The sequence below is a fragment of the uncultured Kocuria sp. genome (assembly GCF_947500125.1).
Classification (GTDB): domain Bacteria; phylum Actinomycetota; class Actinomycetes; order Actinomycetales; family Micrococcaceae; genus Kocuria.
The window spans coordinates 1-12,809 of sequence record NZ_CANMRA010000009.1 but is presented as its reverse complement, the minus strand read 5'-3'; the positions used below and the strand labels follow the sequence as shown (position 1 = coordinate 12,809).

Annotated in this window: 7 protein-coding genes and 2 pseudogenes; 6 read left to right on the top strand and 3 right to left on the bottom strand. The window is 71.4% G+C overall.

Annotated elements, in window-relative coordinates; translation table 11 throughout:
- Positions 1 to 55 precede the first annotated feature (55 nt).
- The gene (locus tag Q0817_RS07885) at positions 56 to 883 is read left to right on the top strand and encodes a DUF1206 domain-containing protein (protein ID WP_298585613.1); all 828 of its coding nucleotides are present in this window, start codon (positions 56 to 58) and stop codon (positions 881 to 883) included.
- 112 nt (positions 884 to 995) lie between these two features.
- Positions 996 to 1,268 carry a hypothetical protein gene (locus Q0817_RS07880; protein ID WP_298585612.1) on the top strand — a complete coding sequence of 91 codons (273 nt, stop codon included), beginning with the start codon at positions 996 to 998 and terminating at the stop codon, positions 1,266 to 1,268.
- 30 nt (positions 1,269 to 1,298) lie between these two features.
- On the opposite strand, the gene Q0817_RS07875 is transcribed toward Q0817_RS07880, so the two are convergent.
- Positions 1,299 to 2,153, bottom strand: coding sequence for an SDR family oxidoreductase (locus Q0817_RS07875; RefSeq protein ID WP_298585611.1), 855 nt, complete (start codon positions 2,151 to 2,153; stop codon positions 1,299 to 1,301).
- A gap of 227 nt (positions 2,154 to 2,380) precedes the next feature.
- On the opposite strand from Q0817_RS07875, the gene uvrB reads away from it, so the two are divergent.
- The 3 genes and pseudogenes from uvrB to Q0817_RS07860 all read left to right on the top strand — a co-directional run bounded on the left by uvrB (position 2,381) and on the right by Q0817_RS07860 (position 7,599).
- Positions 2,381 to 4,501, top strand: coding sequence for an excinuclease ABC subunit UvrB (gene uvrB / locus Q0817_RS07870; protein ID WP_298585610.1), 2,121 nt, complete (start codon positions 2,381 to 2,383; stop codon positions 4,499 to 4,501).
- A gap of 278 nt (positions 4,502 to 4,779) precedes the next feature.
- Positions 4,780 to 5,736 (top strand): annotated as a pseudogene (locus tag Q0817_RS07865) (TerC family protein); the annotation flags it as partial.
- A gap of 534 nt (positions 5,737 to 6,270) precedes the next feature.
- Complete coding sequence (locus tag Q0817_RS07860; protein ID WP_298585609.1) at positions 6,271 to 7,599, top strand: TerC family protein; 1,329 nt, start codon at positions 6,271 to 6,273, stop codon at positions 7,597 to 7,599.
- A gap of 120 nt (positions 7,600 to 7,719) precedes the next feature.
- Here Q0817_RS07860 and Q0817_RS07855 read toward each other — a convergent pair whose 3' ends face one another.
- On the bottom strand, positions 7,720 to 10,332 hold the full coding sequence (locus Q0817_RS07855) for an RNA helicase (RefSeq protein WP_298585608.1): 2,613 nt from the start codon (positions 10,330 to 10,332) through the stop codon (positions 7,720 to 7,722).
- A 98-nt stretch (positions 10,333 to 10,430) separates the two neighbouring features.
- Here Q0817_RS07855 and Q0817_RS07850 point away from each other — a divergent pair, with 98 nt between their 5' ends.
- Complete coding sequence (locus Q0817_RS07850; RefSeq protein ID WP_298585607.1) at positions 10,431 to 12,167, top strand: formate--tetrahydrofolate ligase; 1,737 nt, start codon at positions 10,431 to 10,433, stop codon at positions 12,165 to 12,167.
- Here the strand turns inward: Q0817_RS07850 and Q0817_RS07845 are convergent.
- Positions 12,151 to 12,809: pseudogene (locus Q0817_RS07845) on the bottom strand (hypothetical protein); the annotation flags it as partial. The gene Q0817_RS07850 and the pseudogene Q0817_RS07845 sit on opposite strands and share 17 nt — an antisense overlap.

Sequence of the window (12,809 nt, the reverse complement as noted above, 5' to 3'; positions counted from 1 at the left end):
GTGGACAGGCGCGGTCCGCAGGCGCACGATGGAGTCCCACACCGCAGGAGGAGCCATGGGCGAGGTCGGCCGGCAGGCCACGAGAGCGGCCGACGCCGCGGACGACGCGACGGACTCCCGGGGGTTCCTCCTCGCGGCGCGCGCAGGATACGTGGCGGCGGGGCTGCTGCACATCATGATCGGGGTCATCGCGCTGCGCGTCGCCACCGGCGGCTCCGGTTCCGCGGACCAGTCCGGGGCGGTCGCCGCGCTCGCGGGCAGCCCCGGCGGCACGGTCCTGCTGTGGGCGTGCTTCCTGGGCTGCGCGGCGCTCGCCGTCTTCCTGTTCAGCGAGGTGTTCTTCGGCGCGACGCAGCGCTCGGACGGGGAGCGGCTCAGGCACCGGGCCAAGATGGGCGGCCAGGCGGTCGTCTACGGCGCCATCGGCGCGGTGTTCGGGAAGTACGCCCTCGGGGGCTCGAGCGACAGCAGCGAGTCGACGCAGTCGCTCAGTGCCCGGCTCATGGCGCATCCAGCCGGCACGGTGCTCCTGATCGCCGTGGGTCTGGGCCTCGTCGTCGCGGGTGCGTTCTTCGTCCACCGGGGCGTGACGAGGTCCTTCCGGGACAACCTGAGGAGCCTGCCGGCCGGCACGGCCGGATCGGCCGTGGTCTGGCTGGGCGCGGCCGGGTACGCGGCGAAGGGCGTGGCCCTGGGCGTGCTCGGCGTGCTCTTCGTCGTGGCCACGGTGCAGCACGACCCGGAGCAGTCGACTGGTCTGGACGGTGCGCTCAAGTCCCTCCAGGAGCAGCCCTTCGGCGCGTGGATCCTCGGGGCCGTGGCCCTGGGACTCATCTGCTACGGGGTGTTCATGGTGGTCAGGGCCAAGTACCAGCGGATGTGAGGACGTCCGCGGACGACGTCCCCGGGCGTCCGGAGTCGTTGCCGGCCCTTCGCCGTCCGCGGCACGAGGACTAGACTGGTCCCATCCGCATCGCGGTCACCGGGGGGACGTCATGTCGAAAGAGCAGCACACCGTCAACGAGGACTCACCGTCGTCGGGCTACCGCCTGCTGGACCGGCTGAACCAGATCGCCCTCATGGTCTACGGGGCCGCCGATCGCGTCTCGCCGGAGGCCCACGGCGCCGAGGAGAGCGAACGCGCCCACGCCTGGTTCGAGGAGTGCCAGAAGCACTTCGTGATCGAGAAGGACGAGCACGGCAACGAGTACCTGTACCACCGGGACGACTCCCGCGGCGGCCCCCGGTCCGGGACCTCCCGCAACTGACGGCCCGGCTCCCGGGCGGCGGCCCGGGACTCAGCGCATCTCGTGCAGCGCGTCGACCAGCGGGGTGGTGTGCCGGCCGAGCAGCCGCGACAGGTCCCCGGTGACGAGGTCCAGGGCGCCGTCCTCGATGTTGGCGTCCAGGGCCACCAGGAGGCGCGCGGTGCTCTCGTCCACGCCGGTCCGCTCCAGCTCCGCCAGGTGCTGCTCGGGCGTGAGGCGCCGGTAGGTCACCTCCCGGTCCAGGACCTCGGTGAGCGCCGCGGCGAGCTCGTCGAAGCTCCACGCCACGTCCCCGGAGAGCTCGTAGGTCTGCCCCGAGTGGCCGTCCTGGGCGAGGACCGCGGCGATCGCCTCCGCGTAGTCCTCGCGCGTGGCGCTGGCCACCCGGCCCTCCCCGGCGCTGGCGAGGACCACGCCGGTGGTCTCCGCGTGCCGCAGGGCCGGCTCGAAGTTCTCGGTGTACCAGCCGTTGCGCACGATCGTGTACGGGAGCCCGGACTCGGCGATGGCCTGCTCCGTGGCCAGGTGCTCCTCCGCGAGCAGCAGCTTCCCGCGGTCGGCGCCGAGGGCGCTGGTGTAGACGAGGCGGGACACCCCGGCCCGGACGGCGGCGTCGACCGCGTTCCGGTGCTGGGGCACCCGCCGGCCCACCTCGCTGCTGGAGATCAGCAGGACCGTGTCCGCCCCGGCGAAGGCCTCGTCCAGGGTCGCGGGGTCGGTGTAGTCGATCCGGACCGTGGCGAGGTCCAGCTCCCGGAGGGCTCCGAGCTTGTCCTCGTTGCGGCCGGCGGCCACGAGGTCCGGCAGCTGCACGTCCAGGCGCAGGAGGGAGCTGATGACGTGGCGGCCCAGCTGGCCGGTCGCCCCGGTGATGACGATGGACACGGTGTTCCTCTCGAGGGTGGCCCGGGGGCGCCGGTGGCTCCCCGCCGGGCGCGGCGGTGTGCCCTGTGCAACGGGCGGGGCCCACGGCGTATTTCCCGGGCGTGTCCCCGGGCCCTCTCCGGTGCGCCGCCGGTGCGGCTCCCGGTGCCGACGCCCGGTCGCGGCGGGGCCGATCGCCTCCGGAGGAACCCGGGCTGCGTGTCCGGGGCGGCGCGTAGCCTGGTGTCATGAGCCTCGCCCAGAAGATCAACCGTGTCGTCGCCCCCTTCGAGGTCATCTCCGACTACGTCCCCGCGGGCGACCAGCCCAGGGCCATCGAGGAGCTCGCCACGAGGATCGAGGCGGGGGAGAAGGACGTCGTGCTGCTCGGCGCCACCGGCACCGGCAAGTCCGCGACCGCCGCGTGGCTCATCGAGCGCGTCCAGCGGCCGACCCTCGTCATGGTGCAGAACAAGACGCTGGCCGCGCAGCTCGCGAACGAGCTGCGGGAGCTGCTGCCCAACAACGCCGTCGAGTACTTCGTGTCCTACTACGACTACTACCAGCCCGAGGCCTACGTCCCGCAGACGGACACCTTCATCGAGAAGGACTCCTCGGTCAACGAGGAGGTCGAGCGGCTGCGGCACTCGGCGACCAACGCCCTGCTGACCCGGCGCGACGTCGTCGTGGTCGCCACCGTGTCCTGCATCTACGGCCTGGGCACCCCCGAGGAGTACGTGGAGCAGATGGTCACCCTGCGCCGGGGGCAGGAGATGGACCGCGACGAGCTGCTGCGCCGGTTCGTGAACATGCAGTACGCGCGCAACGACGTCGACTTCCACCGGGGCACCTTCCGGGTGCGCGGGGACACCGTGGAGATCATCCCGATGTACGAGGAGCACGCGGTCCGCGTGGAGTTCTTCGGCGACGAGATCGAGTCCATCTACACCCTCCACCCGCTCACCGGGGAGATCATCCGGGAGGAGACCGAGATGTACGTCTTCCCGGCCTCCCACTACGTGGCGGGCGCGGACCGGATGGCCCGGGCCGTGAAGGCCGTCGAGGACGAGCTCGCGGCGCGGCTGCAGGAGCTGGAGTCGCAGAACAAGCTGGTGGAGGCCCAGCGGCTGCGGATGCGCACCACGTACGACCTCGAGATGATGGAGCAGATGGGCTACTGCAACGGCATCGAGAACTACTCGCTGCACATCGACGGCCGCCCCCGCGGGTCCGCCCCGCACTGCCTCATCGACTACTTCCCGGACGACTTCCTGCTGGTGGTCGACGAGTCCCACGTGACCATCCCGCAGATCGGCGGCATGTACGAGGGGGACATGTCCCGCAAGCGCACCCTGGTGGAGCACGGCTTCCGGCTGCCCTCCGCGATGGACAACCGCCCGCTGAAGTGGGACGAGTTCCTGGAGCGCATCGGTCAGACCGTCTACCTCTCGGCCACGCCCGGCAAGTACGAGCTGTCCCAGGCGGACGGCTACGTGGAGCAGATCATCCGCCCCACGGGCCTGGTGGACCCGGAGGTGATCGTCAAGCCCACCAAGGGTCAGATCGACGACCTCCTCGATGAGATCAACCTGCGGGTCGAGCGGGACGAGCGCGTGCTCGTCACGACCCTCACCAAGCGCATGGCCGAGGACCTCACCGAGTACCTCATGGAGCACGGGGTCAGGGTCCAGTACCTGCACTCCGACGTCGACACCCTCCGCCGCGTGGAGCTGCTGCGCGAGCTGCGGATGGGCACGTTCGACGTCCTCGTCGGCATCAACCTGCTCCGGGAGGGCCTGGACCTGCCCGAGGTGTCCCTCGTGGCGATCCTCGACGCGGACAAGGAGGGCTTCCTGCGCTCGACGACGTCCCTGATCCAGACGATCGGCCGCGCCGCCCGCAACGTCTCCGGGCAGGTGCACATGTACGCCGACCGGATCACCGACTCGATGGCCACCGCGATCGAGGAGACGAACCGGCGCCGGGAGATCCAGGTCGCCTACAACACGGAGCACGGCATCGACCCGCAGCCCCTGCGGAAGAAGATCGCCGACATCACCGACCAGCTCCAGCGCGAGGAGGAGGACACCCGGGAGTTGCTCGCCCGGCGGGCCGCCGCCGGCAAGAAGACCGCGCCGACCGGGGGCAAGGGCGGGCGGGACGCCGTGGTGGCCGCGGAGGACAAGCTGCGCCAGGACGGGTTCACGGCCGCACCGGCGGAGGACCTCGTGGACCTCATCGCGCAGATGACGGAGCAGATGCAGGCCGCGGCCCAGGAGCTGCAGTTCGAGCTCGCCGGGCGGATCCGCGACGAGCTCGCGGACCTCAAGAAGGAGCTGCGCCAGATGCAGCAGGCCGGGCACGCCTGAGCCGAGCGGGAACGGACGCCGGGCGGGACGCCCGTTCCCGGCGTCCTCCCGGCGTCGGGTAGAGTCCTCTGCGCGTAGGGGAGTATCCCTCAGCGCTGCGGTCGTCAGCACGCCGGGCAACGGAGCCGGGCCGGTCGCAGCGACCGCACCTCGGCACCCGGGCACCGCGCCCGCCGGGCGCGGTGGAGAGACTTGCGGCTCATCGTGATGCCCCGGTCCGCCCTCTCCTCGGACGACGCCGGCCCGCGGGCTCACCCATTCCCAGCGAAAGAACTCGCGTGCACACACAGCTACCCGCGTGGTTCGAGATCGGCTCCTTCGTCGTCCTCGGCTGCATCCTCCTCTTCGACCTCATCCTGGTCGCCAAGCGCCCGCACGAGCCCTCCATGAAGGAGGCCGGCACCTGGGTGGGCGTCTACGTGGCCCTCGCCCTCGTGTTCGCGGGCCTGATGTTCGTCTTCGCCGGCGCCGAGCAGGGCACCCAGTTCGTGGCGGGCTGGGTCACCGAGTACAGCCTGAGCATCGACAACCTGTTCGTGTTCATCGTGATCATGGCCCGTTTCTCGGTGCCCCGGAAGTACCAGCAGGAGGTGCTGATGGTGGGCATCATCATCGCGCTGGTCCTGCGCGGCGTGTTCATCCTCCTGGGCGCCACGATCATCGCGAACTTCTCCTGGGTCTTCTACCTGTTCGGCGTCTTCCTGCTCTGGACCGCCTGGCAGCAGGCCAAGGACGACGGCGAGGCCGAGGCCGGGGAGAGCGCGCTGATCCGCCGCCTGCGCACGGTGGTCCCCATGACGGACCGGTACGACGGCAACAGGCTGCGCACCACGGTGGCCGGCAAGCGGGTGTTCACCCCGATGCTCGTCGTCTTCGTGACCATCGGCGTGACCGACCTGATGTTCGCGTTCGACTCCATCCCGGCGATCTTCGGCCTCACCCAGAGCCCGTTCATCGTCTTCACGGCCAACATCTTCGCCCTCATGGGCCTGCGCCAGCTCTACTTCCTGCTCGGCGGGCTGATGGAGCGTCTGATCTACCTCAAGCACGGACTGTCCCTGATCCTGGCGTTCATCGGGGTCAAGCTCGTCCTGCACGCCATGCACGAGAACGAGGTGCCGTTCATCAACGGCGGCGAGCACATCGGGTGGGCCCCGGAGATCCCCACGTTCGTGTCCCTGGGCGTGATCGTGGGGATCATCGTGGTCGCCACGGTCGCCTCGGTGGTCAGCCCGAAGGGGCGCTCCGCCCACGCCGCGGCGGAGCTCCACCGGGCCATCGAGACCTACCGCAGCCCGGGGGAGGACACCAGCACGGGGGAGCTGCGGGCGGTCCAGGCGGATCTCGTCCTGAAGTACCACGCCGCCGTGGCGGCCGCCGGACGTTCCTCGGTGGAGCTGCCTGACCTCTCCGAGCGCACCGGGAAGTCGGTCGAGGAGCACCGGGCCGAGAGCGGCGCCGCGTCGCCGGGCTCCCCCCAGGAGACCGGGCGCTGAACCGTCCCGGGGGCACCGGCCCCCGGGCCGGTGCGCGTGCGAGGGCCCGTCCCGCCGGCCGGCGGGGCGGGCCCTCGCGCAGGTCCGGGCGGACGGCTGTATAGACTGTGCTCAGCCTAGGGGAGTATCCCTCAGCGCTGTGGACGTCAGCACGTCGGGTGCCTCAGCCCGGCCGGACGCAGCGGCCGAGCCCAGCACGACGGACCGGAACGGTCCCGCGCGGCCGGCGGAGAGACTTACGGCTGTCCCGTACTCGACCCCGAAAGCAGAACCATGGAAGTCTCACTCACCGTCTGGATCGTCACGATCGCGGCCATCATCGGCCTGCTCCTGTTCGACTACGTGTTCCACGTGCGCAAGGCGCACGAGCCCCAGCTGAAGGAAGCCGCGATCTGGTCGGCGATCTACGTGGGCATCGCCCTCGTGTTCGGCCTGTACGTTCTCCTCCAGTGGGGAGGCCGGTACGCCGGGGAGTACTACGCCGGGTACATCACGGAGAAGGCGCTGTCGGTCGACAACCTCTTCGTGTTCCTCATCATCATGGCGTCCTTCAAGGTCCCGCGAGCGGACCAGCAGAAGGTCCTGCTGTTCGGCATCACCTTCGCCCTGATCGCCCGCACCGCCCTGATCTTCGTGGGCGCGGGGCTGATCAACCAGTTCGCGTGGGTCTTCTACCTGTTCGGTCTCATCCTGCTGCTGACGGCCGGTTCCCTGATCAAGGGCGAGCTCTCGGAGTCCGCGCACGACGAGGCCGACAACTTCATCATCCGCACCGCCAAGCGCTTCATGCACACCTCGGACGAGTACGACGGCGACAAGCTGTTCACGGTCGAGAACGGCAAGAAGGTCATGACGCCGATGCTCCTCGTCATGGTGGCCATCGGCGGCACGGACGTCCTCTTCGCCCTGGACTCGATCCCCGCGATCTTCGGCCTCACCCAGCAGACCTACCTGGTGTTCACCGCCGTGGCGTTCTCGCTGATGGGCCTGCGCCAGCTCTACTTCCTCATCGACGGGCTCCTGGACCGGCTCATCTACCTCTCCTGGGGCCTCGCGATCATCCTCGGCTTCATCGGCGTCAAGCTGATCCTGCACGCGCTGCACGAGAACAACCTCGGCTTCATCAACAACGGCGAGCACGTGGAGGTCGTCGAGGTCGGCATCAGCCTCTCGCTGACCGTCATCGTGGGCGTCCTGACGCTCACCGTCCTGGCCTCCCTCTACAGCCCCAAGGGCCGGGCGCTGCGGGTGCTCAACGGCCTGCAGACCGTCGCCGAGAAGTACGTGACCCTGCCCCAGGACGCCCCCGCCGAGGAGCGCCGGAAGCTGGCCGAGAAGGCCGCCAGGTACCAGCGGCAGATGCCGAAGATCTCCGACCAGCACCGCGAGGAGCTGCTCGAGTCGGAGAAGCACTTCCACGAGCTGCTGGACCGCGCCCGCGGCAAGCACAGCGAGTTCGAGCGCACCGGTGTGGGGCCCGAGCCGGACACGGTGCCGGAGCCGGAGGCCGAGGCTCTCTCCGGCGCCCGGTCCGAGACCCAGGACACGACCGGGACCACGACCCCGGACGCCCCCCGCGGCGGCGGCAGCTCCGCCGTCTGAGCCGCCGCCCACGGTGCCCCGCGCACCGCGAGCAGGAGCCCCCGGCGCGCACCGATCAGGTGCGCGCCGGGGGCTCCGTCGTCGTCCGGGGGCGCTGGGGAGCGCCCGGGCGGTCCCGGCTCAGCGCCCCGTCTCGGTGACGGGGCCCACGTTGTCCACGACCACGGCGGGGAAGCCGTCCTCGTCCGAGACCCGCAGGTCGATGCGGGCGTTGATGCCCCAGTCGTGGTGGCCGTCCGGGTCGTCGAAGACCTGCACCACGGTCCAGTACCCGGGCAGCCCCTCGGGCTGCTCGTCGATCCGGATCAGCCCCGGGCCCCTCGACTGGGGGTCCGTGTAGATGTCCTCGTGCTCGGCGAAGTACGCGTCCATGGCGTCCGCCCACCGGTCCCGGTCCCAGCCGTGCTCCCCGTCGAGGGCGCCGAGGACCTTGTCCTTCTCGTCCGCGAACAGCTCCACGCGCTGGAACAGGGCGTTGCGGACCATGACGCGGAACGCCCGCGGGTTGGACGTGATCACGGGGGGCTGCTCGTCGATGAGCTCCTCGAGGGAGTCCGCAGAGGTGCCCATGGGCGACTCCTCTCCGGCGGCCAGCTTCTCCCACTCGTCGAGCAGCGAGTTGTCGGTCTGCCGGATGAGCTCGCCCAGCCACTCGACGAGGTCCTCGAGGTCCTCCCGGAGCAGGTCCAGCGGCACGGTCTGGCGCAGCGCCTTGTAGGCGTCGGAGAGGTAGCGCAGCAGGATGCCCTCGGACCGGGCCAGGCCGTAGAACTGGACGTAGTCGCCGAACGTCATGGCGCGCTCGTACATGTCCCGCACCACGGACTTCGGCGTCAGTTCGAACTGCGCCACCCACGGGGCGCCGGTGCGGTAGGTCTCGAACGCCTGGGTCAGCAGCTCCTCGAGCGGCTTGGCGTAGCTGACGTCCTCGAGCTCCTTCATCCGCTCGTCGTAGTCGAGGCCCTCCGCCTTCATCGACGCCACGGCCTCCCCGCGGGCCTTCTTCTCCTGCATGTTGAGGACCTGGCGCGGCTTCTCCAGGGTGGCCTCGATGACGGAGACGACGTCCAGGGCGTAGCCCGGGTCCTCCCGGTCCAGCAGGGTGAGGGCGGCCAGGGCGAACGGGGACAGCGGCTGGTTGAGGGCGAAGTTCTCCTGCAGCTCCACGGTCAGCCGCCAGGTGCGGCCCTCCTCGTCCGGGGTCCCGAGCTTCTCCACGACGCCGGCGGCGCGCAGCTCCTTGAGGATGCCGATGGCCTGCCGCAGCAGCACACGCTGACGCTGCCGCGTCTCGTGGTTGTGGGTCAGCAGGTGCCACGCCGCCAGCACCGGGTCCCCGGGGCGCTGCAGGAGATTGAGCAGCATCGAGTGGGTCACCGTGAAGGAGGAGGTCAACGGTTCCGGCTCGGAGGCCACCAGGGTCTCGAACGTCGGCTTCCCCCAGGACACGAAGCCCTGCGGCGGCTTCTTCCGCACCACCTGGCGCAGCTTCTTCTGGTCGTCGCCGAACTTCGCGTGGGCCTTCTTCATGGCCTTGTTGTTCTCGATGACGTGCTCGGGGGCCTGGACCACCACGGTGCCCGCGGTGTCGTAGCCGGCCCGTCCCGCCCGGCCGGCGATCTGGTGGAACTCGCGGGCGTTGAGCCGGCGGGTGCGCTCGCCGTCGAACTTGGACAGCGCCGTGATGACCACGGTGCGGATGGGCACGTTGATGCCCACCCCCAGGGTGTCGGTGCCGCAGATGACCTTGAGCATCCCGGTCTGGGCGAGCTGCTCCACGAGCCGGCGGTACTTGGGCAGCATCCCGGCGTGGTGGACCCCGATCCCGTGGCGGACCAGGCGGTTGAGGGTCTTGCCGAAGCCGGCGGAGAAGCGGAACCCGGCGATCAGCTCGCCGATGCGCTCCTTCTCCTCCTTGGTCAGCACGTTGACGGACATCAGGTTCTGCGCCTGGTCCATGGCCTGCAGCTGGGAGAAGTGCACCACGTAGACCGGGGCCTGATTGGTGCTCAGCAGCTCCTCGAGCGCCTCGTGGATGGGGTCCTCGGACCAGTAGTGGTGCAGGGGGATGGGCCGCTCGGCGGAGGAGACCGTGGTGGTGGGGCGCCCGGTGAGCTCCGTGATCCCCTCCTCGAAGCGGGAGACGTCCCCGAGCGTGGCGCTCATGAGCAGGAACTGCGCCTGGGGCAGCTGCAGCAGCGGCACCTGCCACGCCCAACCGCGCTGGGGGTCGGAGTAGAAGTGGAACTCGTCCATCACCACGGGCCCCACGTCCGCGTCCCGGCCCTCGCGCAGGGCGACGTTGGCGAGGATCTCGGCGGTGCAGCAGATGATGGGGGCGGCGGCGTTGACGGCGGAGTCGCCGGTGACCATGCCGACGTTCTCCGCGCCGAAGATCTCCACGAGCGAGAAGAACTTCTCGGACACGAGCGCCTTGATCGGGGCGGTGTAGTAGGAGCGCTGCCCGGCGGCGAGGCCCGCGAAGTGCGCGGCGACCGCCACGGTGGACTTCCCGGACCCGGTCGGGGTCGCGAGGATCACGTTGGACCCGCTCGCGAACTCGAGCACGGCCTCGTCCTGGGCGGGGTAGAGCTCCATGTCCTTGGAGGCGATCCAGCCGAGGAACCCCTCGTAGACCTCGTCCCCGGACAGGGCGTTGGTGGCGAAGTCGCCGCGGTAGTACGGGTGGCCCGGGGCGCCGAGCTCGGGGGAGAGTGCTTCGAGGAGTTTCATCGTCCTCCACTGTATCGGGACGGTGCACCGGGGCCCGTGCCGGTTCCGCGGCGGCGGGGCACTGGCCGGGACGCGCCCGGGTCCACCAGACTGGGCCCATGACGCACGTCGCCGCCCCGCTGCCCTCGGACCTGGAGATCGCCCAGGCCGCCGCGCCCCGTCCCGTCGCCGAGATCGCGGCCGCCGCCGGCATCGCCGACGACCGCCTGGACCCCTACGGGCGGTTCGTCGCGAAGATCGACCCGCGCCCGGACGAGGTGTCCACTCCGGAGGAGGCCACCGACCGGAAGCACGCCCGGGGCGTGCGGTACGTGGTGGTCACGGCGCTGACCCCCACGCCGCTCGGCGAGGGCAAGACGGCCACGGCGGTGGGCCTGGCCCAGGGGATGGCGGCCACCGGGCGCTCCGCGGCCCTGACCCTGCGCCAGCCCTCCATGGGGCCCACATTCGGCATCAAGGGCGGTGCCGCGGGGGCGGGCTACGCCCAGCTGCTGCCGATGGACAAGCTGAACCTGCACCTGACCGGGGACTTCCACGCCGTGACCGCCGCCCACAACCTGCTGGCGGCGATGATCGACAACCACCTCCACCACGGCAACGCGCTGGGCCTGGACGTCCGCTCGATCACGTGGCGGCGGGTCCTCGACGTCAACGACCGGGCGCTGCGCAACGTGGTCGTGGGACTCGGCGACCACCAGGACGGCGTGCCCCGCCAGACGGGCTTCGACATCACGGCCGCGTCCGAGGTGATGGTGATCCTCTCGCTCGCCACGTCCTTCGCCGACCTGCGCCGCCGCCTGGGCCGGATCGTGGTGGGCTACACGCAGGACGGCGAGCCCGTCTCCGCCGAGGACCTCCGGGCCGCCGGCTCCATGGCGGTGATGCTGCAGGACGCCTTCCGGCCGAACCTGCTGCAGACGCTCGAGGCGACCCCCGCGCTGGTCCACGCCGGCCCGTTCGGCAACATCGCGACCGGCAACTCCTCCGTGATCGCCGACTACGTGGCCATGGCGCACGCCGACTACGTCATCACCGAGGCCGGGTTCGGCGCGGACATGGGCCTGGAGCGCCTGGTCAACGTCAAGGCCAGGGTCTCCGGCCTGACCCCGGACGCGGCCGTGCTCGTGACCACGGTGCGGGCGCTGAAGACCCACTCCGGCCGCTACACCGTGCGCCCGGGCAAGGCGCTCCCCGCCGAGATGCTCCAGGAGAACCCGGGGGACGTCGAGGCGGGGGCCGCCAACCTGCTCCACCACCTGGCGATCGCCCGGTCCTTCGGGGTGTCCCCGGTGGTGGCGATCAACGCGTTCCCCGGCGACCACCCCTCGGAGCACGAGGCGATCCGCCGGATCGCCCGGGCGGCCGGGGCGGAGGTGGCCGTGTGCACGGCGGTGTCCGAGGGCGGGGCGGGGGCGGCCGAGCTGGCCGACGCCGTGGCCGCGGCGTGCGAGCACCCGGCCGGCTACACGCCGACCTACGGGCTCACGGAGTCCCTCGAGGACAAGCTCACCGCGGTCGCCACCCGCGTCTACGGCGCGGACGGCCTCGAGATCACCCCGGCCGCGGAGCGCCAGCTGGCCCGCTACGAGGAGCTGGGCTTCGGGGGGCTGCCGGTCGTCGTCGCCAAGACCCACCTGTCCACCACGGCGGACCCGTCCCTCAAGGGCGCGCCCACCGGCTGGTCCCTGCCGGTCCGGGAGCTGCGGGCCGCCGTGGGCGCCGGGTACCTCTACGCGATCTGCGGGACGATGCGCACCATGCCGGGACTGGGGACGTCCCCGGCGGCCGAGCGGATCGGGATCGACGACGACGGGCGCGTCACCGGCCTGTTCTGACGCACGCCTCCTCCGGGGCAGGCTCCGTCCGGCGGAGGCCTCGTCCGAGGCGCGGCCCCATCGCGCACCGGCGGGGCCGCAGCTCCTCGCCGGGTCCGTACCGCCGCAGCATGCCCTCCGAGGGCGCCCACCACAGGACGACCGCCCAGGCGTAGGCCGCCCCGGCCACGGCCGGCAGGTCGGTCCGGACGGACCCGGGGCCGCCCGTCCAGGACCACAGCAGCCAGGCCCCGGTGCCCCCGAGGATCGCCGCGGCCACCACGACGACGAGGGCCGGGACGGGCCGCACCCATCCCGCCAGGAGCAGGGCGCCGATCACGAGCAGCGCCACGGCCAGGGCCGCGGCCCGCGGTCCGGCGCCGTCCGGCAGGCGGTCCGGGAGCCCGGTCAGGGCGGCGACGGCCCAGACCGCCACCGCCGCGAGCACCACGAGGGCGGCCCTGCCGACCTCGTCCACGCCCCCGCGACCCGGCACCCGCACCGCCAGGAGCGCGGCGAGGCGCTCCAGGCCGAGTGCGGCGAGCACCAGGAGCAGGCCCGCGGCGGCGCGACCGGACGGCACGGCCGTCCAGAGCGGGAGCAGCAGGGACAGGGCGGCCGCGCCCACCAGGGCGGCCCGCCGCAGCGCGCGGCGGCGGGCGG